This window comes from Endozoicomonas sp. ALC020 (assembly GCF_049275935.1).
Taxonomy (GTDB): domain Bacteria; phylum Pseudomonadota; class Gammaproteobacteria; order Pseudomonadales; family Endozoicomonadaceae; genus Endozoicomonas_A.
The window spans coordinates 2,236,210-2,261,112 of sequence record NZ_CP184830.1; the positions used below are offsets into that span (position 1 = coordinate 2,236,210).

17 protein-coding genes are annotated in these 24,903 nt (G+C 48.6%); 12 read left to right on the forward strand and 5 right to left on the reverse strand.

What is annotated here, in order from left to right; genetic code table 11:
• The first annotated feature begins 187 nt into the window (after positions 1-187).
• The gene (locus ACOJUO_RS07770) at positions 188-1,447 is read left to right on the forward strand and encodes an FAD-dependent monooxygenase (RefSeq protein WP_422139441.1); all 1,260 of its coding nucleotides are present in this window, start codon (positions 188-190) and stop codon (positions 1,445-1,447) included.
• 81 nt (positions 1,448-1,528) lie between these two features.
• Here the strand turns inward: ACOJUO_RS07770 and ACOJUO_RS07775 are convergent, their stop codons facing one another.
• Entirely contained in the window at positions 1,529-1,723 is a 195-nt protein-coding gene (locus ACOJUO_RS07775; protein ID WP_422136167.1) for a hypothetical protein, read from the reverse strand.
• 265 nt (positions 1,724-1,988) lie between these two features.
• Here ACOJUO_RS07775 and ACOJUO_RS07780 point away from each other — a divergent pair, with 265 nt between their 5' ends.
• Positions 1,989-3,833 (forward strand): Na/Pi cotransporter family protein, encoded by a 1,845-nt coding sequence (locus ACOJUO_RS07780; protein ID WP_422136168.1) that lies wholly within the window; start codon positions 1,989-1,991, stop codon positions 3,831-3,833.
• Here the strand turns inward: ACOJUO_RS07780 and ppx are convergent.
• Entirely contained in the window at positions 3,819-5,315 is a 1,497-nt protein-coding gene (gene ppx, locus ACOJUO_RS07785) for an exopolyphosphatase (protein ID WP_422136169.1), read from the reverse strand. The two genes, ACOJUO_RS07780 and ppx, sit on opposite strands and share 15 nt — an antisense overlap.
• A 488-nt stretch (positions 5,316-5,803) precedes the next feature.
• Here ppx and trxA point away from each other — a divergent pair, with 488 nt between their 5' ends.
• From trxA to ACOJUO_RS07810, 5 genes are all read left to right on the forward strand, one after another.
• Positions 5,804-6,127, forward strand: a complete 324-nt coding sequence (trxA, locus tag ACOJUO_RS07790) for a thioredoxin TrxA (RefSeq protein ID WP_422136170.1) — start codon at positions 5,804-5,806, stop codon at positions 6,125-6,127.
• A 591-nt stretch (positions 6,128-6,718) separates the two neighbouring features.
• Entirely contained in the window at positions 6,719-7,978 is a 1,260-nt protein-coding gene (gene rho / locus ACOJUO_RS07795; protein WP_257276489.1) for a transcription termination factor Rho, read from the forward strand.
• Between the two features lie 65 nt (positions 7,979-8,043).
• The gene (gene ubiD, locus ACOJUO_RS07800) at positions 8,044-9,510 is read left to right on the forward strand and encodes a 4-hydroxy-3-polyprenylbenzoate decarboxylase (protein WP_422139442.1); all 1,467 of its coding nucleotides are present in this window, start codon (positions 8,044-8,046) and stop codon (positions 9,508-9,510) included.
• A 328-nt stretch (positions 9,511-9,838) separates the two neighbouring features.
• Entirely contained in the window at positions 9,839-10,726 is an 888-nt protein-coding gene (locus tag ACOJUO_RS07805; protein ID WP_422139443.1) for an NAD(P)H-flavin reductase, read from the forward strand.
• Between the two features lie 169 nt (positions 10,727-10,895).
• Positions 10,896-11,546: a TetR/AcrR family transcriptional regulator gene (locus ACOJUO_RS07810; RefSeq protein WP_422139444.1), complete on the forward strand. Its 651-nt coding sequence runs from the start codon at positions 10,896-10,898 to the stop codon at positions 11,544-11,546.
• A 93-nt stretch (positions 11,547-11,639) separates the two neighbouring features.
• On the opposite strand, the gene parC is transcribed toward ACOJUO_RS07810, so the two are convergent.
• Both parC and ACOJUO_RS07820 read right to left on the reverse strand, forming a co-directional pair.
• Positions 11,640-13,919: a DNA topoisomerase IV subunit A gene (gene parC / locus ACOJUO_RS07815; protein ID WP_422139445.1), complete on the reverse strand. Its 2,280-nt coding sequence runs from the start codon at positions 13,917-13,919 to the stop codon at positions 11,640-11,642.
• 87 nt (positions 13,920-14,006) lie between these two features.
• Positions 14,007-14,702 carry an endonuclease gene (locus tag ACOJUO_RS07820; protein ID WP_422136175.1) on the reverse strand — a complete coding sequence of 232 codons (696 nt, stop codon included), beginning with the start codon at positions 14,700-14,702 and terminating at the stop codon, positions 14,007-14,009.
• A gap of 306 nt (positions 14,703-15,008) precedes the next feature.
• Between ACOJUO_RS07820 and ACOJUO_RS07825 the strand changes: the two genes are divergently transcribed.
• Positions 15,009-16,142: a glycerate kinase gene (locus tag ACOJUO_RS07825; RefSeq protein ID WP_422136176.1), complete on the forward strand. Its 1,134-nt coding sequence runs from the start codon at positions 15,009-15,011 to the stop codon at positions 16,140-16,142.
• A gap of 336 nt (positions 16,143-16,478) precedes the next feature.
• On the opposite strand, the gene ACOJUO_RS07830 is transcribed toward ACOJUO_RS07825, so the two are convergent.
• Positions 16,479-16,673 (reverse strand): hypothetical protein, encoded by a 195-nt coding sequence (locus tag ACOJUO_RS07830; protein WP_422139446.1) that lies wholly within the window; start codon positions 16,671-16,673, stop codon positions 16,479-16,481.
• Between the two features lie 352 nt (positions 16,674-17,025).
• Here ACOJUO_RS07830 and ACOJUO_RS07835 point away from each other — a divergent pair, with 352 nt between their 5' ends.
• The 4 genes from ACOJUO_RS07835 (at position 17,026) to ACOJUO_RS07850 (ending at position 24,784) form a co-directional block, all read left to right on the forward strand.
• The gene (locus ACOJUO_RS07835; protein WP_422139447.1) at positions 17,026-18,594 is read left to right on the forward strand and encodes an FAD-dependent oxidoreductase; all 1,569 of its coding nucleotides are present in this window, start codon (positions 17,026-17,028) and stop codon (positions 18,592-18,594) included.
• A gap of 191 nt (positions 18,595-18,785) precedes the next feature.
• Entirely contained in the window at positions 18,786-20,636 is a 1,851-nt protein-coding gene (locus ACOJUO_RS07840; RefSeq protein ID WP_422139448.1) for an F-box/WD repeat-containing protein, read from the forward strand.
• A 234-nt stretch (positions 20,637-20,870) separates the two neighbouring features.
• Positions 20,871-22,721 (forward strand): F-box/WD repeat-containing protein, encoded by a 1,851-nt coding sequence (locus tag ACOJUO_RS07845; RefSeq protein ID WP_422139449.1) that lies wholly within the window; start codon positions 20,871-20,873, stop codon positions 22,719-22,721.
• Between the two features lie 215 nt (positions 22,722-22,936).
• The gene (locus tag ACOJUO_RS07850) at positions 22,937-24,784 is read left to right on the forward strand and encodes an F-box/WD repeat-containing protein (RefSeq protein WP_422139450.1); all 1,848 of its coding nucleotides are present in this window, start codon (positions 22,937-22,939) and stop codon (positions 24,782-24,784) included.
• The last annotated feature ends 119 nt before the right edge of the window (positions 24,785-24,903 follow it).

The following is a 24,903-nucleotide window of genomic DNA, read 5'->3' on the forward strand; positions in this document are numbered from 1 at the left end:
ACTCACTTAATAAATTTTATTTATGATGACAATGTATTTAGCAGTAGTTGATTGATATGCAAGAAAATTGGTTTTTATTTGTTAGATGCTGCGACATCCTTCCTGATTCGGGTAGTTGAGCATTCAGCGGCCCTGTGGTCATATGGGCCGGTTATCTGCACAGATTGGGTTAATGGGAAGTGAGGCTATGGTGAAATCAGAAAACTACGATGTACTGGTGGTTGGCGCAGGTATGGTGGGTGCCGCAATTGCTTGTGCTCTGGGTCTCAAAGGTATTCGTATTGCAGTTTTTGACCGGGCCTTACCGTCAGCATTCAAACCTGATCAGTTGCCGGACCTGAGAGTGTCGGCACTGAGCTATGCATCAGAGCAGATTCTGAAAAACCTGGGAGTCTGGCCATACCTGCAAACCATGAGAATGTGCCCATACCGACGCATGGCTGTATGGGAGAAATTGCACTTTCCGCCCGGCAGTGAAACGGATAAGCGTCCTAATCAAACCGTATTCAACGCAGCAGATATCAGGCACGACCAGCTGGGTTTTATTGTCGAGAATCGCATCACTCAGCTGGGTCTTTTAAAAAGGCTCAAAGATGTAGAGTCGGTATCCTTGTTCGCCCCGGCAACTATTGAAAGTATGAATCTAAAGGGTGAAAAGCCTGAAATCATGCTGCAGGATGGAAGTGTATTTAAAGCGGATCTGCTTATCGGGGCTGACGGTGCCCAGTCCAGAGTCAGGGAGCAAGCCAATATTCGTCTTGACACTCGTGAATATGAGCAACAGTGTCTGGTGGCTACTGTAGAGATTGAAGGCGGCTTGCAGGACATTACCTGGCAGGCTTTCACGCCTACCGGACCGGAAGCCTTTCTGCCACTGCCCGATATCGACAGCAAAAGTTATGCGTCTATTGTCTGGTATAACTTGCCTGAGAATGTCCAGAAACTCATGAAACTTTCGGACACTGACTTTCTGGAAGAGCTGTCATCGACTTTTCCCAAAGAGTTACCACCGTTGCTTAAGCTGCACGGGAGAGGCTCGTTCCCGCTGGCCCGTCGTCATGCCATGAACTATTTCACTAATGGAGTAGTGCTGGCAGGCGATGCCGCACATACCATCAACCCTCTTGCGGGTCAGGGGGTCAATCTGGGCTTTCAGGATGTTGCCTGGCTGGCAGAGGTACTGACTGATGCCTTTCAAGCGGGTGAGTCACTGGGTAGCCAGAAAGTGCTATCGCGTTACGAAAAAGCTCGTCGCAGAGACAATCAATTGATGATGAGTACTATGGATGCTTTCTACCTTGCTTTCAGCAACAACAGTTTGCCCCTGAAGGTTTTGAGAAACGTTGCATTGAGTCTTGCCGCTAAATCAAAGCCTGCCGTGAAGGAAGTCATGAAATATGCCATGGGCATTTCCGGGCGACAGGCTGAATTAGCAAAATCGTCGTAAATTTTTGACAGGGTAGGAAGTGTCAGAAAAAAGGCCTGAAAAAACAGGCCTTCATTTATTAGTGCACTTTAGTCCATTATGTCACTGCTTCAGACAACGTCTTTTGGAGAGCTCTGCCGCCGGACTGGAGGCCAGTGTAGCCACCAGATCTTTAGCAAAGTACTCTCTGACCTCACCAGTGTCCATCAGTACCTTGATCCGACCATTTCGCAGGCATTGATATAATCGCCCCTGCTCGCAGGTGATTCGATCTTTAACTATCAGATTTCCGGCCATCTTCCTAACCTTGTTACTCAACCATCTGAACGAAGTTCCCTGTTATGAAACTTGCCGTCACAGCTCTTTGAATGTTTCTCATCTCTGTCATCTTTACCCGCGAGGCTATTCCATACTGCTGATCAGGCATTAGAATCTCGGGAACCCATATTATCGGGCCTTAGTCCTGACTCTTTAGTGACAGTTTTGCTACAGATAAATTAATTGAAAAGTCCGAACCAAAGCGCCGATAAGGACGGTAATGAAGTCAGCGTTCGGAATGTTTATGAGCTTTCAATCAGGCATGTTAAGCCGACTTTTTTTACCTTCTATCATTGTAATGCTGATCTATGGTTTCTGGGTCAGCCCCGAATTTCGTGAGATAGCGGCTGGTGTTGCTATTTTTTTGTTTGGCATGGTTTATCTGGAGCAGGGCTTTAAGGTCTATACCGGAGGGCTTCTTGAAGCTCTGCTCAAGAAGACTACCGATAAGGTCTGGAAAAGCCTGTCCTTTGGTGTGATTTCCACCGCTTTTTTGCAATCCAGCTCTTTGGTTTCGGTTATCGTCATTTCCTTTCTCAGTGCCGGACTGATAGGCCTGACGGCAGGAATCGGGATTATTTTTGGTGCAAATCTTGGCAGTACAGCCGGTGCCTGGCTGGTAGCTGTTTTTGGCTTGAAGGTTAAATTGTCAACCTATGCCATGCCCCTTTTAGTGATAGGAGTGCTCCTGAAATCCAACAAGTACAAGAATATTAATGGATTAGGTTACATCCTTCTTGGTATAGGCTTTCTGTTCCTCGGTATCCACTTCATGAAGGTGGGCTTTGATGCCTTCAAAAGCTCCATTGACCTGGCTGAATTTGCCATGCAGGGCTTTTCGGGGGTGCTGGTGTATACCGGGTTAGGTATGCTGGCCACCATCATTATGCAGTCAACCAACGCAACAATGGTTTTGACATTCTCGGCTCTTGCTGCAGGTCAGCTCAGCTATGAGAATGCCCTGGCCCTGGCCATCGGCTCAAATATTGGCACCACGATTACGGCCATCCTTGGAGCCATCAGTGCCAACGCAGAAGGTAAAAGGCTGGCTGTTGCCCACCTTGCTTTTAATGTCGTCACGGCCACCATTGCTATTGCTGCTCTCAAACCTCTGATGGGCGCAGTGGACTATCTGGCTTCTGTTTATGGTATTGCCGCGAATAATTACACCTTGAAGCTGGCCATCTTTCATAGCCTGTTCAACATCATTGGTATCGTGACCCTTTTGCCCTTCCTCAATAAAATGGTGCATTGGCTACAGATGCTCTTTACCGAGAGCACTCCGCAGGTTCCATTAAATCTTGCGGGGGATGAATCTTTGAAGGTTGAAAGAGCTATTTACCTGAACCCGGTCACTCTCAGTTATCCCGATACCGCATTGAGAGCCATTACCAAGGAGTGTGGACATCTCTATCGCAATACTCTTGAGTTGATCTGTTATGGCATTTATCTCAGCGGTGAAAAGCTTCGTGAGTCTGACAACCTCGAAGAGTTGGTTCAGAGCTGGCGCAGGGATGACCAGCCCTGGACGATCAAGGAACTTTATATTCGCCACATAAAGGGTATCTATGCGGATATTGTCCAGTATTCTGGTGCCCTGGAAGGTAAACTCCCCAGGCAGCAAGCTCAGGAGCTGTTTGCCCTGAAAGTGGCCTGTCGTGATTTTGTTCAGGCCATCAAGCACGTCAAGCATATTTACAAGAACATGGGCAAATACACCCAGTCGGAAAATGAGCAGATTCGGGAACAGTACAATCAATTGAGGCTCTGTCTGGCTTCCGTTCTCAAGCTGGTTGACATTTTGGGCGTTCGTCGCAGTTACAGCCATATCCGTGAACATGCGGAACAACTGAAGAAAGAACTCAGGGAAAGAGACGGGCAAACCAACGAGACTCTGAACGAACTGATTCGCTCCGGACAGGTCGACCCATTTATTGCAAGCTCACTATTGAACGACAGCGCTCATGTTCACGATGCCTGCACAAACCTGATTGACGGTGCCGTCATCATGCTCACAAGGGACAGGGAAGAGTATCAGGAATTTGATATGTCTTCCGAACAGCCCCCCGATCCATCAGTTCACAGTTAATTTGAAGCCGACCTTATTCAGATACATTTTTTCTCGTTCAAAGTCGGCTGCTGTCAGGGGGTGATCTCCTAACCAACCTGATTCAAAGCTAACATTCAGAGTACGGTGACCCGCTTTTAAATCATAATGGGAGAAAGCCCCGTCCCGTATATGATTGAGCACAATCCCCAGACGCAGGAGCACAGTCAGCTTTAACAGCAGGTTGCTGTCTGAATGTTCAAGCAAGCCTTTCGGAATGGCTCTGCGATGCCCATGCACCAGCAGAGCCAGCTTTCTCTGCTGCTCTTTATTGAACCCCATCAGATCCGAGTGCTGGATCAGATAAGCGCCATGACGGTTGTATTGTGCATGTGAAATATCCAGGCCTACCTCGCACACCAGTGAAGCCCAGTTCAATAACTCCCGATCAGAAGCCACCAGTCCCCAGCTCTTTCTGACCTGATCAAAACAGGCCTGTGAGTAACGGTTAATCCCTTCTGCATTGGTCAGGTCAACATGATAGCGTTTCATCAATGCCGACAGGGTCCGGCCCCTGACATCCTCATGATGGTCCCGACCCAGCATGTCGTAAAGAACGCCCTCCCGAAGAGCACCCTCTGAGTATTGCATCCTTTCTATCTCGAAAGCGTCAAAACAGGCCATCAAAATGGCCAGCCCGGCAGGGAAGATAGCCTGCCGATCCGGTTTCAGGCCAGGGAAACGGACTCTGCCAGTGTGACTGAATTCCAGAACCTGACTTTTGAGCATGTCCATTTTTTCATGGGTAATAATTTCACCATGGCCCATGGCTGAGAGAATCGAACTCACTGCCCGAATAGAGCCAGAGGAGCCCACCGCATCCACCCAACCAAGATTTTTGTAGGCTTGTTCAATATTCAGGAGTTCCAGGCGCGCCGCATAATAAGCCGACTGAAAGCGCTCGGGGGACAGCTCTGCGCCGGGAAAAAACCGGTCGGTATAGGCAACACAACCCATATGAAGACTCTCGAGCAGTCTGGGTTCGAAGCGCTCACCTACAATCAGCTCGGTGCTGCCACCACCAATATCGACAACAACTCTACGATCATTGTCGTCTGATTGAGTCTGGGCTACGCCCAAATAGATCAGACGGGCCTCTTCCCGACCGGCAATAATTTCAACAGGATGATTGAGGATTTTTTCAGCTTTTTCGACAAAATCGCTGCTGTTCTTCGCTTTTCTAAGGGCATTGGTGCCAACGACCCTAAGTGCCTGAAAGTGCCTTCCGGACATATACTGGGCAAACTGTGCCAGGCAATTCAGTCCTCTTTTCATGGCCTGCTCAGAAAGACAATCATCCTCACTCAGACCGGCAGCCAACTGTACTTTTTCTCCAAGTCGTTCAATTGGCCTGATTTCCCCCTGTTCCACTCTGGCGACAATCATGTGAAAACTGTTGGAACCCAGATCAATAGCTGCCACGAGAGGCTGGCTGTTGGACTCAATACGACCCTGGTCTGTCATAATGTTCTTCTTCGACACTCCCGCAGCAATCAGTCCGGTTTTTTTCACCCGGGGCCCGTTGAGCTGACGGTTGGTTGAATAATCAGGCCATGACCAGACAATCAGTTTTTGTCATGCAAATCATGGTGCTGGCTAACATAAACCAGCAATATAACAGAAGGCTCTGGTTACAGCACATTTACTGTCAGCCGCACATTGTTGTATACCGGGCTGCTTGCGCTTAAAGCTTCTGTTTACAGGTTTTGGCAGAGATTTCGTGAAAGGAAAAAAGCCATACTTTCAAGTTTCTGATGATGAAAAATAAACATCCCATGAGTCATAAATTCGGCTGCAAAATCTGATTCATGCTGACAGCCGTATACAAATAATCATAACTCTGTAAACTACCACCCACAATAAAATCAGAGTGATCGAATTTGTTTCCGGGTTCATCCCTTTGCTATGATTCGTGCTCTGACATTAAGCAAAATGGCTAGGAGATCCATTCCATGAGCGAAATTGTCAATGTGACAGACGCTTCCTTCGAAGAGGACGTGCTGAAGGCAGAATGTCCTGTACTGGTCGACTATTGGGCTGAATGGTGTGGTCCCTGCAAAATGATCGCGCCCGTACTGGACGAAATCGCACTGGACTACGACGGCAAGCTGAAAATCTGTAAACTGAACATTGATGACAACGAAGCCACACCTCCAAAGTATGGCGTTCGAGGCATTCCAACACTGATGCTGTTCAAGGGTGGCAATGTTGAAGCGACCAAGGTTGGAGCCCTGTCCAAGTCTCAGCTGACAGCATTTCTTGATAGCAACCTGTAACAGAATCAATCTTACGGCTTTAGAGATTTCAGAAGCTTTCTGATACTCCCGGCCAGGAGATTTCTGGAAAAAATCAGCCGGATGAAGTCGAATCATCCAGCTGGTTTCACAGCATTGTGTGATATCACAAAGCAATGAGTCAGGATAGTCCGGCGCCCATCCATCATCGTCAGAATGAGGCTGATGAAAATCAAAAACACAGATACGAAATAGCTGTTTTCATGCTTGCTCCGAAGGGAAATATTTCTCAACAAAAAGTTTCTGAAAAGTTGACGTAGCAGGAGTTCTTGATTATTTTCCAGAAAAGGATATAGACTGTTAATTCGGGAGTTATTAGATCTGCTTGTTTCAGGTAAGCCTGTTGGATGCTTTTCTGGAGCTTTGAAGGTCCTTCTGAACAGCAGTAGTGGATACTCCGGCCACGTTTGTTTCGAGCTTGCCTTTACGATGTGGTTACAGCTTGAAAGCCGTTTTTATGAGCTTAGGCAGGCATCGATATTAAACGATGCTGAAAATAATAATCTCAATAATATCTGATCTTCCTGCAACTACGACGGCCATTACCTTTCAATTTAACGTTCGCGAACTCTTATGCATCTTACCGAACTGAAAAAAAAATCTGTTCCTGAACTTCTGGCGATCGCTAATGAAATGGGCCTTGAAAATCTGGCCCGTTCCCGGAAGCAGGACGTAATCTTCTCAATCCTGAAGCGCCACGCCCGCAGCGGGGAAGACATCTATGGCGATGGTGTTCTTGAGATCCTGCAGGATGGCTTCGGCTTCCTGCGTTCTTCCGACAGCTCTTATCTGGCAGGTCCTGATGATATTTATGTTTCACCCAGTCAGATTCGTCGATTCAATCTGAGAACCGGTGATAGCATTGCGGGTAAAATTCGACCACCTAAAGAGGGTGAACGCTATTTCGCACTGCTAAAAGTCAATGAAATTAATTTTGACCAGCCAGAAAACGCCCGTAATAAAATTCTATTTGAAAACCTGACCCCGCTGTTTCCACAGGATCGTCTGGTCATGGAAATGGGTAACGGCTCCACCGAGGATTTAACAGGCCGAATTATCGACCTGGTGGCTCCAATCGGTAAAGGTCAGCGTGGTCTGATCGTCTCCCCCCCTAAGGCTGGTAAGACCCTGATGCTGCAGAATATTGCAGCTAATATCACCCGTAACAACCCCGAATGCCACCTGATCGTTCTGTTGATTGATGAGCGTCCGGAGGAAGTGACCGAAATGGCCCGTTCCGTGCGTGGTGAAGTGGTGGCCTCGACCTTTGACGAGCCTCCGTCACGACACGTGCAAGTGGCTGAAATGGTTTTGGAAAAAGCCAAGCGACTGGTTGAGCATAAGAAAGACGTGGTGATCCTGCTGGACTCCATTACCCGCCTGGCTCGTGCCTACAACACAGTTATTCCTTCTTCCGGTAAAGTTCTGACCGGTGGTGTTGATGCCCACGCTCTGGAGCGTCCCAAACGTTTCTTTGGTGCTGCCCGTAACATCGAGGAAGGTGGCAGTCTGACCATTATGGCTACCGCCCTGGTGGACACTGGCTCGAAAATGGACGAAGTGATCTTCGAGGAATTCAAAGGTACTGGTAACATGGAACTGAACCTCGACCGTCGCATCGCTGAAAAGCGCGTTTTCCCTGCCATTAACTTCAACAAGTCCGGTACTCGTCGTGAAGACTACCTGACCACAGAAGAAGAATTGCAGCGCATGTGGATTCTGCGCAAGATCCTGCACCCAATGGACGAAATCGGCGCCATTGAATTCCTGCTGGACCGCATGAAGCACACCAAGACCAATGAAGAATTCTTCCAGTCTATGAAGCGGAAGTAATCCATCATTATCCGGGGACAGGTCAGCCTGTCCCCATCTTCTCTCAGCCTCAGCTTTAACTTCCAATGAAATACAGGGACCTACGGGACTTCATCAAGCTGCTGGAAAAGCAGGGTGAACTCGTCAGAATCAAGACCGAAGTCGATCCGTATCTGGAAATGACCGAAATCAGCGACCGAACGCTTCGCAAGAAAGGGCCGGCACTGCTGTTCGAAAATCCAAAAGGTTATGACATGCCGGTACTGGCCAATCTGTTTGGCACAGAGCGCCGGGTGGCTCTGGGTATGGGGCAGGATAATGTCAGTGCGCTGAAGGAGGTAGGTCAGCTCCTGGCATATCTTAAGGAACCCGATCCACCCAAGGGCTTCCGTGATGCTTTGACAAAGCTGCCTGTCTTCAGACAAGTGTTGAACATGGGGCCCAAAGTGGTCAGTAAAGCCGTCTGTCAGGAAGTCGTGCTCAAAGGTGATGAGATAGATCTGAACCGGATTCCTGTTCAAACCTGCTGGCCCGGCGATGCGGGCCCTCTGGTCACCTGGCCTCTGGTCATCACCAAAGGCCCTGGAAAGGATCGACAGAACCTCGGAATTTATCGCCAACAGCTGATTGGTAAAAACAAACTGATCATGCGCTGGCTCTCTCATCGTGGCGGTGCTCTGGACTTCAGGGATTGGCAACAGCAATACCCTGATAAACCTTTCCCCGTAACCGTAGCTCTGGGTGCTGATCCGGCTACCATCCTGGGGGCAGTCACCCCAGTGCCTGACAGTCTTTCAGAGTATGCCTTCGCGGGCCTGTTAAGAGGCAGTAAAACCGAACTGGTTAAAAGCATCACCAACGATCTTCAGGTACCTGCCAGTGCCGAGATTGTTCTGGAAGGGCATATCTATCCGGGAGAGATGGCGGACGAAGGCCCGTTCGGTGATCACACCGGTTACTACAACGAAGTGGAGCGTTTCCCGGTCTTTACCGTAGAGTGTATTACTCACAGAAGAGATCCCATTTATCACAGCACTTACACAGGCAGGCCTCCCGATGAGCCCGCTATCTTGGGAGTGGCCCTGAATGAGGTATTTGTTCCCATTCTGAAAAAGCAGTTTCCGGAAATCGTGGACTTTTATCTGCCTCCGGAAGGCTGTTCTTACCGAATGGCGGTGGTGACCCTGCGTAAGGAATACCCGGGTCATGCCAAGCGAGTCATGCTCGGTGTATGGTCATACCTCAGACAATTTATGTATACCAAGTTCGTTGTTGTCACCGACGATGATGTCAATGCCAGAGACTGGAACGATGTCATCTGGGCCATGACGACTCGAATGGATCCCAAGCGGGACTGCGTCTTTGTTGAAAACACTCCCATTGATTATCTGGATTTCGCTTCACCCGTTGCAGGTCTTGGTTCCAAGGTGGGTTTTGATGCTACGAATAAATGGTCCGGAGAAACCGATCGGGAATGGGGGCAAACCATAACCATGACGCAGGAAGTCAAGGAACGGGTTGATGCACTCTGGGGTGATTTGGGTATACACTGAAACAATTACAGCTCTTGATTATCACTCGGTTACCCGAGCTAGCAGCCTGTCGGACTCAAGCGCCCGTAGCGAGGATTGCGAGAAATTGAGGATAAAAATTTCTGCTTCTGAGGAGAATAGCGGGGCTATTTGACGAAGAGGCAGGAATTTTTAGACCAATTTATCGCAACCGCACGACTGCACGGATGCAGGAGCTAGAGCAACGCAGGAGCAGTTGCCGAGTAGGGCAGACAGGCTCCTAGGAGGCCGACCGAGAATAGCGCCCGTAGCGAGGACGGCAGAAAATTGAGGATGAAAATTCGGTTTTGTGAGGAGAATAGCGAGCTATTTGACGAACAAAAGCGGATTTTCAGACCAATTTGCTGCCGCCGCAGTAGGGCAGTCTATTCTCGGTCGGCCTCCTAGAGAGTTACTTCTTAATACGGTCATCAGGGAAACCCCGGGCATTCCTGCTGGCTGTGATATTCGGGAGGGAGGTATTGTGCAGATAAGCGAGTCTTCCAGGCTGCGGTGCTCAGTTGCCGATACTCAGCTTCTCAGTTCCGACATTTACCGTATCAAACTGACTGCTGAGTCAGACTGCTTTCCTGGCTATTATCCGGGTCAGTATCTTGTTGTTCACCTTCAGAATAATGAAAACAATTGTTTTTCTATTGCTTCAGCGCCGCAAAAAAACCAGCAGCATCTGGAGCTGCATATTCAACAGCTGAAAGGCAGTCCAAACTCTCAACAGCTCTTTCGGGAAATAAAAGAAGGTGTGCTGAACGTCAGTTTGCCTCTAGGGAATTGCCATCTCCCTGACTCAATCGACAAACAGCAGCCCCTGCTTTTCGTTGCCGCCGGAACCGGCTTCTCCCAAATGAAAAGCATGATTGAGTATTGCCTGCGTCACCATCATCACGGTGAGATGCATCTTTACTGGGGAGCCAGAACACCTGCAGACTTCTATCTGCCCAACCTCCCTGTGCAATGGTCTGGCCAGGGCGTTCATTATCATCCGGTAGTCAGTGAAACCCATCATGAAGATGACTGGTGTGGGCGCCATGGGCTGCTGTATGAAGCGATTCTGGTCGATCGCGAAAAGCTGCTCGATTGTCAGACCTATATCAGTGGCTCACCACAAATGGTTTATGCGACATATGACGTAATGGTTGGAGACGGATTCCCGGAAAAAAACCTGCACTCTGACGTTTTTGACTACGCACCAAGAAAATAATATCGTCACAAATCTTGCTACCCTTCTGAATTGCAAATATAAACCCTGACCCATTAGCACAGTAATAAAAAACACTGCCGTAATTTATGTGCAACGAATGGTAATTGCGCAACTCTTGTCTATATTCATAGTCGATCGTCATAACACCCAATCAATATACGGAGATTTTATGCAATCTTCCGCTGCCAAAGTTCAGCAGACGGCTGTGAGAAGCAGTCGTGTGCGCCAGAAAAATATTAAGGTCATATTGCAAGCTGCAGAGGACGAATTCGTTCTTAGTGGCTTCAAAGGAGCTTCAATCAGGGATATTGCAACCAGAGCCGGGTTGCCAAAAGCCAATATTCATTATTACTTCAACAGCAAGGTCGATCTGTATGGTGCTGTTCTTGGCCATATTATGGAACTCTGGGAAGCGGTTTTTTCCGGCTTGAACATAGAGGATGATCCGGCTTCAGCCTTTCGTCAGTACATACAGGCAAAAATGCAATACTGTCTGGCTCACGCCAACGCTTCCCGTATATTCAGCAGTGAGATCATTCATGGTGGGCAACATCTTAAAGAACATTTTGAGTACTTCAAGTCATGGATCAAAGAGAAATCACGAGTTATTGAATCTTGGATAGAGCGAGGCAAAATGGACCCTGTCGACCCTTTGCACCTGTTATTTACCATCTGGGCTACCACCCAATATTATGTGGATTACAGCCCACAGGTAGCCTGTGTTATTGGTAAGGAGGCTCTGTCCGATGAGGATTTAGAGGCTGCGACAGAGCATCTTTGCAACCTCATCATCAAGGGGTGTGGGATCAGAAGTCGCTGATCGCAGTCACTGGGTGCAAAGACCGTCATGGGTTTTTAACGGTCGTCAGCGACGGCTATAAAAACCTGTGACCGGATGACTCAGGCATCGAGCTTAACAATCCTCCTCCTCCTCCTCCTCCTTGTTCGCCCGAATAACCTCAACACTGTCCACTTTCTGGAAGCCTCGGGGCAGCTTATTGCCTCTGCGACCTCTCTCTCCGTGGTAATGCTCAATATCTGCCGGTTTCAGAGTCACATGCCGTTTGCCGGCGTAGAGAACCAGAGCATCGCTCGAGTTCATCACCGCCAGATGAACCATCAATTCGATTCGATCCGATGCCCGTGCCGCAGGAATATTAATGATCTTGTTACCTTTGCCTCTTGCCAGCTTGGGTAATTCAGATAGCGGGAAGATCAGCATACGCCCTTCGTTGGTAATGGCAGCCAGCACCTGGTCTTCGCCCGTTACCGGTATAGGTGACATGACCCGGGAATACTTGGGCAAAGTCAGCAGAGCCTTACCGGCTTTGTTCTTGCTGACCATATCAAAATGCTGAACGACAAAGCCATAACCAGCATCGCTCGCCAGCAAATAACAGTCATCATTGTCACCGACACACAGCCCTTCAAAGTTCGCCCCGGAAGGTGGATTGACACGCCCGGACAGCGGCTCACCCTGGCCTCGCGCAGAGGGAAGAGTATGAGTTAGAATAGAATATGCACGACCAGTAGAGTCTATAAATACCGAAGACTGGTTACTCTTGCCCTTGGCAGACAGTCGATATCTATCCCCTGCCTTGTAGTTGAGACTGGCGGGGTCAACCTCATGTCCTTTGGCACATCGCACCCAGCCTTTTTCAGACAGCACGACAGTCACTGGATCAGATGTCATCAGGTCAGTTTCCGAGAGAGCCTGGGCTTCCTGTCGAACCTTCAAGGGTGAACGACGATCATCGCCAAACTCTTCTGCATCGGCCTTGATCTCTTTTTTGACCAGGGTTTTCAGTCGACGCTCGGAACTGAGGGTCAGCTCAAGATTTTTGCGTTCGTTTTCCAGCTCTTCCTGTTCAGCACGAATCTTGATCTCTTCCAGTTTGGCTAACTGGCGCAGCTTGATTTCCAGAATGGCATCCGCCTGAAGCTCAGAGAGGCCAAATCGAGTCATTATGACTTCCCTGGGTTTGTCCTCATTGCGGATAATTTCGATGACTTCATCAATATTCAGGAAGGCTGCCAGTAGACCTTCAAGAATATGAAGTCTGGCCAGTACTTTATCCAGACGGTGCTGCAGGCGACGTCTGACGGTATCGGTTCTCCAGACCAGCCACTCCTTCAGCAGGGTATCCAGAGCCTTGACCTGGGGCTTGCCATCGACACCGATCATGTTCATATTGACCCGGTAGGTCTTCTCAAGATCGGTTGTGGCAAACAGATGGTTCATCAAACCATCGACATCAATACGGTTGGAGCGGGGAACAACCACCAGTCGGGTAGGATTCTCATGGTCTGATTCGTCCCTCAGGTCTGCGACCATGGGCAACTTCTTGGCCTGCATCTGGGCGGCTACCTGCTCCAGAATTTTGGCTCCGGAAGCTTGATAGGGCAGCGCTGTAACAATGATTTCTCCGCCTTCCTGCTGATAGACGGCTCTCATTCTCAGAGAGCCTCGTCCCTGCTCGTAAATCTTCAGAATTTCTTCGCGGGGTGTGATGATTTCAGCTTCTGTGGGGAAGTCCGGTCCCTGAACATGCTCAACAAGCTCGGCAGTGGTTGCCCCCGGATGATCCAGCAGATGAATACAGGCGTTTGCCACTTCTCTCAGGTTGTGAGGAGGAATGTCGGTCGCCATACCCACTGCGATACCGGTGGTACCGTTCAACAGCAGATTGGGCAATCTGGCAGGCAAGATGGATGGCTCTTCCAGTGTTCCGTCAAAGTTAGGCACCCAGTCTACCGTGCCCTGTGCCAGCTCACCGAGCAGTACGTCAGAATAACGAGTCAGTCTGGACTCGGTATATCGCATGGCAGCAAAAGACTTGGGGTCATCCGGCGACCCCCAGTTACCCTGACCATCTACCAGCGGATAGCGGTATGAGAAGGGCTGCGCCATCAATACCATGGCTTCGTAACAGGCAGAGTCGCCATGGGGATGAAATTTACCCAGAACATCACCCACCGTACGGGCTGACTTTTTAAACTTGGCGGTATTTTTCAGTCCCAGCTCACTCATCGCATAAACAATACGACGTTGTACTGGCTTCAGGCCGTCGCCAATGTGGGGCAGAGCGCGATCCAGAATGACATACATGGAGTAATTCAGGTATGCGCTTTCTGTATAGGCCCTCAGTGACTGACGTTCTATTCCATCATCACCTATGAAGGTCTGTTCCATTCTCTATAAACCTTGGGAGCTTTAAAAATGAGCTAATCGGGATATGATAATACCCTGATCGCAGATAGGACAGTGGAATGGGCTCATTCATCCCTCTGAATATATTGAAACGTATGGATTCTCCCAGCCCTGAACCTCGGCAATACGAGCATTACGCTCAATTTCCCAGGCGGTTGCCGGATAGAGCCGATCCCAGGACTCATAGAGCTTTTTCTGACTTTTACTGATTCTGAAGGCGTAACGGCTTGCCATATACAGATAGATACGGGCAATCTTGCCTCGTTTTGTTATCGGTGGTTGTGCTTTTCGCTCCTTGAAATTGACTTTAAAGTCACACTGGCCATACATTTTGGGCGTATCTTGCAGAAAGCCAAAGCGGTAGTTGGATCGATCGCCATTCACCTCTCCTATGGCGGGCACCAGATTGTGGAGATCCGATTCCATTTTGCGAAAATCGGGATTCTTTCTACAGAGCTTACGGCCCCCTTCCTGCCAGCACTGGAGCTGATGACCAAATTCCCAGGCCGGTACAACATGTTCCCACTCAATCCTTGAAGCACGGTTTGGTTGTTTTCGTACCTTGTAGCCGCAGGATTCCAGGTCAGGCACCAGTTTCTTGCCGCGGACGGTTATATCGCAACCGCAATAAAAACTGGTGAGGTGATCGGAATAGATTTTCACCGCTTCTCGCTTGGCCTGAGAAAAACTGGCGGGTGCAGACCAGGCAGAAAAAGGAAGCAGAGCAACGGAAAATACAACCAATAAACGAGAAGCAATGGACACGAATCAGACTCGGACATAAAAGACACAGGTCTTATTTTATTAAAAATTAGCCCTGTAATTCCATATATGTTGCAGAATAGCCCTGACGTCTACTAAGTACCTGGCCAGTTGGTTTCGCATATTCTGGCGAGTGGATTTTTTCATCCTTCAAGGCGCAACGACGGGCGCGTAGCCATAGCTACGCAACCAGAGTTGGAACGCAGAAGGATGGAAAAAGCCGCCGTCCAGAATATGCGAAACCAACTGGTTAGGTACTTACGTATTGCGGCATCATAAAGACTGGCTGACACGGAAGAGTAGAAACCGATGAAAATTGTCATTGCCCCCGATTCCTTTAAAGAGTGTCTAACGGCTGCCCAGGTAGCCTCTGCGATCGAAACCGGCTTTAAGGAAATTCTTCCTGATGCACAGTACGTCAAAGTACCTGTTGCTGACGGTGGCGAAGGAACACTTCAGTCACTGGTTGATGCCACGGGTGGACATTTTATAGAAGTGCCCGTCACAGGCCCTCTGGGTCATCAGATTCAGGCTGAGTTTGGCATACTGGGTGACGGCACAACCGCTGTCATTGAAATGGCCAGGGCGTCCGGACTGGAGTTGGTAAGTCCTGATCACCGTGACCCGATGATTGCGACCACACAGGGTACCGGTGAGCTGATCCTGAGTGCGCTGGACAGGGGCGTCGAGAAAATAATTGTCGGGATCGGTGGCAGTGCAACCAATGATGGTGGTGCCGGTATGGTGCAAGCTCTGGGGGTTCGTTTATTGAACGACCAGGGCAAGGAGTTGCAACGCGGTGGTGGTCAGTTATCAAGCCTGACCAGGATCGATACTTCTAACCTGGATCAGCGCCTGCAATCAGTAGAGATTATTGCTGCCTGCGATGTTGATAATCCACTGACCGGTGACAATGGAGCTTCCGCTATTTTTGGTCCGCAAAAGGGAGCAACACCCGATATGGTCAAAGTTCTGGATCAGTCCCTTGGTCATTATGGCCTGATTATGGAACGCGACCTGGGTGTCTCTGTCTGTGACAGGCCGGGTGCCGGAGCAGCGGGTGGCATGGGGACGGCATTACTGGGTTTTCTCAATGCCCGGCTGGAGCCGGGTATTGAAATCGTCATGGCTGCTGTTGACCTGGCTGAAAAAGTCAAAGGGGCCAATCTGGTCATTACAGGTGAAGGCCGCATTGATGGTCAGACTGCTCAGGGAAAAACCCCAGTGGGTGTGGCCCGTATTGCCAAATCATTGGATCTTCCGGTAGTGGCATTGGCCGGTTCAGTTGGGCAAGGGGCAGAGGCCGTTTATGCTCAGGGGATCGATGCCTTGTTTCCTGTAGTTCACGGAGCGGTGACTCTTGAGCAGGCACTGATGAAAGGAGAAGAAAACCTGATCAGGGCTGCCAGAAATCTGGCTGTAGCTTTGACAATGAAGCTCTAGCAGCCTGTCGGACTTAAGCGTCCGTAGCGAGGATTGCAAGAAATTGAGGATAAAAATCTCTGTTTCTGAGGAGAATAGCGAGCTATTTGACGAAGAAACAGAGATTTTTAGACCAATTTATTGCAACCGCACGACTGCATGGATGCAGGAGCTAGAGCAACGCAGGAGCAGTTGCCGTGTAGGACAGTCTTAAGTCCGACAGGCTGCTAGAACACTCAAGAGTGTGGGAGCGAATTGTTAGAGTTTTTTGACAGTCTCATAGTTTAAAACTGTGATTTACAAGACTAGCGCGAGAGTTGCAATCAGGCATCAGGGTTTAACGCGGTCTTTGATTTTTTAATCCTTCAGTCCCTGGCAATAGAGGGTGTCGCAAAACTCCAACAGCTTGTTCCCATGCTCTGAGGTCGTCATTCCCGCGAAGGCGGGAATCCAGCGCCAACGGCGGATCTCTGCCTTCTCGGGAATGACGAGAATGAAGCCGGGAATGACGGGAGTCAACTCGTTCCCACGCTGGAGAGAGTTTTGCGACACCCTCCAATAGCGTGAGAAAGACCTGAAATTTTGGAAATCGCATTCACAAACAAATAATTTGATCTATTTTTACCCATTGGCCTGAGTAAGTCGTAACCTGATCTATTTCCCATGCGTTCCGGAAATCCGGCAGCTTGATCGGAATCAGGCCGGTAAAGAACAATAAGAGTTATACCAGTCGTATTTTCTAACTCCCGTGATGAGCGTGGAGATTTGAGCCTTAGCTATGACGGCGATCGCCAACGCAGGATTAAGGCTCAAATCTTCAGCGCAATAGGGAGTTAGAAAGTTCGATTGGTATTAAAAGAAAAATACTCTGTAACGAGCTGCTTATTACTGAACACTTTCAAGAATGAAGTCTAAAAATATCAATAAGGCAGCAGCCTGTCTGCTCTTCACCTTACTCCTGAGTCCGACACTCCGGGCATTGACGCCTTCAGTTGTGATCGTAGGTGGTGGGCCTGCAGCCATGACGGCCGCCCAGACGATTGCCAGATACAACCCAATGGTCAGGATACGGGTGATAAAAAGTCATAAGAGTCAGGGGCAGCTTGAAGGGGCGGGTACTATTGAGAACTGGCCAGGTAGCCTGACAATCACAGGGAGAGGCCTGCAACAGTTGATGGAAAACAAGGCAAGGAGCAGTCCTAATGTCCAAATCATCGAAGATCATATCGTTGCCACTCAACTGAAGGGAAAAATGAAGATTTTACAGGGGGAGCGCTCCGTCTATTATGCGCCCCTTGTTATATTGGCATCGGGGGCAAAACCGAACCTGCCGACGATTCTTGAGCCCTACAAAGGCAACGGAGTATTTACCTGTACCGATTGTGATGGTCCCAGGTTTGCGGAAAAAGATGTTCTGGTGGTGGGTGGAGGAGCCTCAGCCATTGAACAGGCCATCAGCCTGCTCAGCCTCAATGCCAACAAGGTGCATCTGGCCGTTCAAGGCAGTAGCTTCAAGGCAGAAAGCATCTTGATTGATCTTCTCTACAATGCACTGGAGAGAAGAAAGAAGGCTCTTTTTCTCTATTTCGAACATAATCTGGAGTCTGTTTACATCAATCAGGATGGCTTGTTAAATGCCACTACATTGAGTTTTGAGGGTGGCAGGCGCAAGCTGAGTCTTCCCATTTCTGGCGTGTTCTCAGCCATCGGACAGAAACCTCAATCCAGTATGTATCCTGATATTTGTCTGAATAACAAGGACTATATCCAACGTTATGATCTCAACCAAACCCCATGGTCCCAGCCCTTGATGAAGAGCAGCATACTGACACTGGGTTCTGTTGATAGCCCCTTTGTTACTCTCCTTATGGCTGCTGCCAGGGGAACCACCACTGCCCAGTGGCTGAATAAAACGGTGACAAAAAGTATCTGGCCGAAAAGGAGGGTCGCTATTCTTGGCGCAGGGATTGGCGGAAAAACCGCTGCTTTATATGCCAGTCGATCGGGATTTGATGTTGTTCTCATTGATACCCGAAACAGAAAGTCATTGAAAGGCTTCTGGCCAGTCCCCGACAATGAATCCAGCCTGCTCACAAGTCTGGATAAGCAGCTTCTCAAGTTATCCGTTTCTGCAACAACCGTAGATACCATTACCTTGACGCCTTTAGAAAATCTCTACCATGTTCAGGCTGACAGCCGTTCCATCGTGGTGGATGGCGTCATTGCAAACACACTGGAATACGCGCCGGAGAGCCTGGGAATTGGCTCAACAGCGCCCGAGAGTCCGGATAACGAATACCGTTGGAGCCATACCTGTCAGAGCGGCGTGCTGACTGCCGGGGATGTTGCTGTCCAGCACGACCTGCCCAGACAAGCAATAACGGCCTCTTATTCTGGCTACCTTGTCGGCTTGCGGGCACTGGAAGAAATCCTGATGATGGAAGCGCAAGAAGCACTTCTCGATAGACCCTGAGCAACAACCGTCCAGCCTGTTCATTATTTGTTGTGGGGAAAGACAAAGAAAATGCATGGGCCGGTGGCATTTTTGTTAGTTGTTCTTAACAAGAAGTTCTTAACTTTTACTCTAAAGCCGACTTTACTTCACAGCGTTAATTTTGAATATTTTCTAATCGAGGACAAATACTCACTTCGAAGACTCCGATCATGAATAGAACAGATAATAACAACACTGTTGGCGGTTCAGTTCCCCAGAGACCTTTTCAATCTACATTGGCGCAAGCACCAACTGGGGTCAGTGAGGGCAGAAATGTCACTCTATCTGACGAGAGTAAACCTTCACTGCTCCATTTGTCCGTCGACACACATTTGCAAATTATTGGCTGTTTGAGGCTTAGGGATATTGCCCGTTTAAAACAGGTATCTACCTACTTTCGAGAAGTGATTCAAGAAGATAATTCGCTGGCAAAGGCGTGGTATCGGCGTTTTTCTTCAAGGCACCAGTTTCTACTTAGTACAATCGTCACTTCTAAAGACGATGATCAGCTCCGTTGTTGGATGGAGCGGTTTATAAACGATAAAGATTTAATCGAATCACTCATACAACGCCGAAGCAGTCCTCATTTACCTGCTCTGCTTCATTTCACTAATGCTGAACGAAAGTCTCAATTTAGAGCCTTTAAGTTAGCGACAAAAACCACTATTTCAGATGATGGCCTTGTCAACTCGGCCTGTTTCAGCGCTGATGTTCGCCATATGGTGACTGCCAGTTATAACGGCACGGCGAGAATCTTTGGCCTGGAGTCCGATGGATCATGGAAACCAAAAGTCCTCATTCTTAACTGCCATTCATCATGTTCAGCCAGCTTCAGCGCCCATGGCCGCCATTTAGTAGTCTCCACTTACAACGGTACAGCGCGTATCTATAGTCAAGAGGTCGATGGTTCATGGGAACGAAAAGCCGTTATTGTTCATGAGGACTCTGTCTATTCAGCCACCTTCAGTCCCGATGGTCGCTATTTGGTAACCATCAGTGCAGATGGCGAGGCGAGAATCTACGGTCTGGAAGCTGATGGTGCATGGGTAAAAAAAACCGTCATTTTTCATCAGGATCACTATGTATCAGCAACCTTTAGCGCCGATGGTCGCTATGTGACGACCGTCGGTAGAGATCACACAGCGCAAATCTTCGGCCTGGAGGACGATGAATCATGGCAACCAAAAGCCATCATTCGGCATAATACTTCAGTCAGGTCAGCCAGCTTCAGCGCCGATAGCCGTCTTGTGGTGACTGTCAGTCGCGATCGCAATGCCAAAGTCCATGGTCGGGAGATAGACGGATTATGGCAAGAACAAGCCACTTTACCCAATGATCTCGCGGTCGCATCAGCTCGCTTCAGCCCCGATAGCCGCCACGTGGTGACTGTCGGTGACGATAACCTTGCAAAAATCTATAGTCAGAAGGATTGTGGATTGTGGGAAGAAAAAGGCATCATTTCCCATAATGGTTCGATTCAATCACTTAACTTCAGTGCTGATAGCTGCCATGTGGTGACTGCCAGTGCTGATGAAACGGCGAAAATCTATAGCCTGAAAGCCGATGGGTCATGGGAGGAAAAACAGACCGTTTTCCATGAAGATTGGGTTAGATTGGCGACCTTTAGCCCTGATAGCTGCCATCTGGTGACTGCCAGTGACGATGGTATGGCGAAGATCTACGGCCTGAAGGTCGATGGGTCATGGGAGGAGAAAGCGACCATTCCTCATAGTGGGTGGGTCTATTCAGCGGCCTTCAGTACTGATGGCCGACATGTGGTAACTGCCGGTGACGACGGCGCGGCAAAAATCTGTGGTCAGATGCTCGATGGAACCTGGTTAGTGAAAGCGACCATTTCCCATGATGGTTATGTCCGATCAGCGACCTTCAGCGCCGATGGCGACTATGTAGTGACCGTCGCTGACAATAATTGGGACCATGATGGTCGTCGAACCGTGAAAATCACCGAACTTTGGGTGGAAGATGAACCCCTGTGTGAGGATATATGTCGCCTCTTATGATTCATGACACTCCTCAATAGATCCTGAGCAACATCCATCCGTTCTGTTTAAGTAACTGGTAGGTACTTATCATTGGTTGCGGAGAAAAACACTGAAAATGCATGGCAGCATTTTTGTTAGTTGTTCTTACCAACATGTTATGAACTTTTATCCTTAGACCGACTCTACATTGCCTCATTAATTTTGAATTTTCTTTCTAATCGAGAACAAATACTCACTTTGAAGATTCCGAGCATGAATAGAGTAAATAATAACGGCACCCTTGGCAGTCCAGTTCCTCTGAGACCTCATGAATCTATATCGGTGCGAGCACCGAAGGGAGTCAGTAAGGGCAGAAACATCAATGTATCTGACGAGAGTAAACCTTCACTACTCAATTTGTCGGTCGACACGCATTTGAAAATTATTGGCTGTCTGAGGCTTAGAGATATTGCCCGTTTAAAACAGGTATCTACCTACTTTCGGGAAGTGATTCAAGAAGATAATGCGCTGGCAAAGGCGTGGTATCGCCGTTTTCCTTCATCACATCAGTTGCTACTCAGGACAATCGTCACTTCAAAAGATGATGATCAGCTCCGTTGTTGGATGGAGCGGTTTATAAACGATAAAGATTTAATCGAATCACTCATACAACGCCGAAGCAGTCCTCATTTACCTGCTCTGCTTCATTTCACTAATGCCGAACGGAAGTCTCAATTTAGAACCTTTAAATTAGCGACAAAAACCACTATTTCAGATGATAGCTTTGTCAAATCGGCCAGTTTCAGCGCTGATGTTCGCCATATGGTGACTGCCAGTAATAACGGCACGGCGAGAATCTTTGGCCTGGAGTCCGATGGATCATGGAAACCAAAAGTCCTCATTCTTAACTGCCATTCATCATGTTCAGCCAGCTTCAGCGCCCATGGCCGCCATGTAGTAGTCTCCAGTTACAACGGTACAGCGCGTATCTATAGTCAAGAGGTCGATGGTTCATGGGAACGAAAAGCCGTTATTGTCCATGACGACGCTGTCTTTTCAGCCACCTTCAGTTCCGATGGTCGCTATTTGGTAACCATCAGTGCAGATGGCGAGGCGAGAATCTATGGTCTGGAAGCCGATGGTGCATGGATAAAAAAAACCATCATTTTCCATCAGGATTGCTCTGTTTCAGCGACCTTTAGCGCCGACAGTCGTTATGTGGCGACCATCGGTAGAGATCAGACAGCGCGAATCTTCGGCCTGGAGGGCGATGGATCATGGCAACCAAAAGCCATCATTTGCCACCATAGTTCAGTCAGGTCGGCCAGCTTCAGCGCCAATGGCCGCCTTGTTGTGACTCTCAGTCGCGATTGCAATGCGAAAGTCCATGGCCTGGAGATAGACGGATCATGGCAACCAAAAGCCATCATTCGCCACAATCGTTCAGTCAAGTTAGCCAGCTTCAGCCTCGATAGCCGCCACGTGGTGACTGTCGGTAAGGAAAATTTTGCGAAAATCTATAGCCAGAAGGACGATGGGTCATGGCAAGAAAAAGGCATCATTTCCCATGATGATTCGATTCTATCAGTTAACTTCAGCCACGATGACTGCCATTTGGTGACTGCCAGTGCAGATCAAACGGCGAAAATCTATGGCCTGAAAGCCGATGGATCATGGGAAGAAAAAGAGATTATTTTCCATAAAGATTGGGTCAGATCAGCGACCTTCAGCCCCGATGGCTGTCATCTGGTGACTGCCAGTGACGATGGTATGGCGAAGATTTACGGACTGAAGGACGATGGATCATGGGAGGAGAAAGTGACCATTTATCACAGTGGATGGGTCTATTCAGCGGCCTTCACTACTGATGGCCGACATGTGTTGACTGCCAGTTATGACCACACAGCGAAAATCTGTGGTCAGATGCTTGATGGAACCTGGTTAGTAAAAGCGACCATTTCCCACGATGGTCGCGTCAGATCAGCCACCTTCAGCGCCGATGGCGTCTATGTAGTGACCGTCGCTGACAGTGATTGGAACAATTTCCTTAGTCATACCATGAAAATCACCGAACTTTGGGTGGAAGATGAACCCCTTTGTGAGGATATATGTCGCCTCTTTTGATTCATGACACTCCTCAATAGGCCCTGAGCAACATCCATCCGTTCTGTTTAACATTGGTTGCGGAGAAAAACACTGAAAATGCATGGCAGCATTTTTGTTAGTTTTTCTTACCAACATGTTATGAACTTTTATCCTTAGACCGACTCTACATTGCCTCATTAATTTTGAATTTTCTTTCTAATCGAGAACAAATACTCACTTCGAAGATTCCAAGCATGAATAGAGTAAATAATAACGGCACCCTTGGCAGTCCAGTTCCCCTGAGACCTCATGAATCTATATCGGCGCGAGCACCGAAGGGAGTCAGTAAGGGCAGAAACATCAATGTATCTGACGAGAGTAAACCTTCACTACTCAATTTGTCGGTCGACACGCATTTGAAAATTATTGGCTGTCTGAGGCTTAGAGATATTGCCCGTTTAAAACAGGTATCTACCTACTTTCGGGAAGTCATTCAAGAAGATAATGCGCTGGCAAAGGCGTGGTATCGCCGTTTTCCTTCATCACATCAGTTGCTACTCAGGACAATCGTCACTTCAAAAGATGATGAACAGCTCCGTTGTTGGATGGAGCGGTTTATAAATGATAAGGATTTAATCGATTCACTTATAGAACGCCGAGGCAGTCCTCATTTACCTGCTGTGCTTCATTTCACTAATACCGAACGAAAGTCTAAATTTTGGACATTTGAATTAGCTACAAAAGCCACTATTTCACATAATAGGCCTGTCAACTCAGCCAGTTTCAGTGCTGATGCCAGCCACGTGGTGACTGCCGGTCAAGGCGGCGTGGCGAGAGTCTTTGGCCTGGAGGCCGATGGATCGTGGATACCAAAAGTCCTCACTCATCAAAGCGATTTTGGCTGTTCAGCCAGTTTCAGTGCCAATGGCCGCCGTGTGGTAATCTTCGGCTACGACGTCACAGCGCGTATCTATGGTCAAGAGGCCGATGGCTCATGGGAACGAAAACTCATTATCGTTCATGGGAGCACTGTCTCTTCAGCCACCTTCAGTCCCGATGGTTGTTATTTGGTAACCAGCAGTTGGGATAGAAAGGCGATAATCTCCGGTCTGGAGAGTAATGGTTCATGGGTAAAAAAACTCATTATTCTCGGTCACAATTCCAATGCTTTGGTGAATTTCAGTGCCGATGGTCGCTATTTGGTGATGATCGCTGAAGATCACACAGCCCACATCTTAGGTCTGGAGGACGATGGATTATGGCAATGGGTAGCCATTATTCGCCACAATAATACAGTCAGGTCAGCCTGCTTTAGCGCCGATTGCCGTCATGTCGTGACTGTCAGTAGAGAGCACAATGCGACAGTCCATGGCAAGGAGATAGGCGGGCTGTGGCAAGAAGAGGCTACTCTACCCCATGTTCCCCCGGTCAAATCAGCCCACTTCAGCCCCGATAGCCGCCACGTGGTGACTGTCGGTGACGATAATTTTGTGAAAATATTTAGTCTGAAGGAGGGCGGATTATGGGAAGAAAAAGGCATCATTTCCCACAATGGTTCGATTCGATCACTTAACTTCAGCGCTGATAGTTGCCATGTGGTGACTGCCAGTGCTGATAAAACGGCGAAAATCTGTGGCCTGAATGACGATGGGTCATGGGAGGAGGAAGTAACCATTTCTCATAGGAATTGGGTCATTTCAGCGATTTTCAGCCCCGATGGCTGCCATGTGGTGACTGCCAGTGTTGATGGTATGGCGAAGATCTATGGCCTGAATGCCGAAGGGGCATGGGAGGAGAAAGTGACCATTTCTCATAGGATGTGGCTCAGTTCAGCGACCTTCAGCACTGATGGCCGACATGTGGTGACTGCTAGTCGTGACGGTACGGCGAAAATTTGTGGTCAGGTGCTTGATGGAACCTGGTTAGTAAAAGCGATCATTTACCATGCTGGTTGCGTCAGATCAGCCACTTTCAGCGCCGATGGCGACTATGTGATGACCGTCGCTGACAATGATTGGGACGATACTCGTGGTCAAACCGTGAAAATCACCGAACTTTGGGTGGAAGATGATCCCTTTGAGGATATATGTCGCCTCTTATGATTCATGACACTCCTCAATAGACCCTGAGTAACATCCATTCGTTCTGTTTATCATTGGTTGCGGAGAAAAACACTGAAAATGCATGGCAGCATTTTTGTTAGTTGTTCTTACCAACATGT

What these genes read in the sequence shown, in the direction of transcription:
- rho (WP_257276489.1), top strand. Translation starts at nt 6,719, where the DNA reads ATGCATCTTACCGAACTGAAAAAAAAATCTGTTCCTGAACTTCTGGCG.
- ubiD (WP_422139442.1), top strand. Translation starts at nt 8,044, where the DNA reads ATGAAATACAGGGACCTACGGGACTTCATCAAGCTGCTGGAAAAGCAG.
- parC (WP_422139445.1), bottom strand. Translation starts at nt 13,919, where the DNA reads ATGGAACAGACCTTCATAGGTGATGATGGAATAGAACGTCAGTCACTG.
- ACOJUO_RS07780 (WP_422136168.1), top strand. Translation starts at nt 1,989, where the DNA reads ATGAGCTTTCAATCAGGCATGTTAAGCCGACTTTTTTTACCTTCTATC.
- ACOJUO_RS07810 (WP_422139444.1), top strand. Translation starts at nt 10,896, where the DNA reads ATGCAATCTTCCGCTGCCAAAGTTCAGCAGACGGCTGTGAGAAGCAGT.
- ACOJUO_RS07845 (WP_422139449.1), top strand. Translation starts at nt 20,871, where the DNA reads ATGAATAGAGTAAATAATAACGGCACCCTTGGCAGTCCAGTTCCTCTG.
- ACOJUO_RS07835 (WP_422139447.1), top strand. Translation starts at nt 17,026, where the DNA reads ATGAAGTCTAAAAATATCAATAAGGCAGCAGCCTGTCTGCTCTTCACC.
- ACOJUO_RS07775 (WP_422136167.1), bottom strand. Translation starts at nt 1,723, where the DNA reads ATGGCCGGAAATCTGATAGTTAAAGATCGAATCACCTGCGAGCAGGGG.
- ACOJUO_RS07770 (WP_422139441.1), top strand. Translation starts at nt 188, where the DNA reads ATGGTGAAATCAGAAAACTACGATGTACTGGTGGTTGGCGCAGGTATG.
- trxA (WP_422136170.1), top strand. Translation starts at nt 5,804, where the DNA reads ATGAGCGAAATTGTCAATGTGACAGACGCTTCCTTCGAAGAGGACGTG.
- ACOJUO_RS07825 (WP_422136176.1), top strand. Translation starts at nt 15,009, where the DNA reads ATGAAAATTGTCATTGCCCCCGATTCCTTTAAAGAGTGTCTAACGGCT.
- ACOJUO_RS07850 (WP_422139450.1), top strand. Translation starts at nt 22,937, where the DNA reads ATGAATAGAGTAAATAATAACGGCACCCTTGGCAGTCCAGTTCCCCTG.
- ACOJUO_RS07840 (WP_422139448.1), top strand. Translation starts at nt 18,786, where the DNA reads ATGAATAGAACAGATAATAACAACACTGTTGGCGGTTCAGTTCCCCAG.
- ppx (WP_422136169.1), bottom strand. Translation starts at nt 5,315, where the DNA reads ATGACAGACCAGGGTCGTATTGAGTCCAACAGCCAGCCTCTCGTGGCA.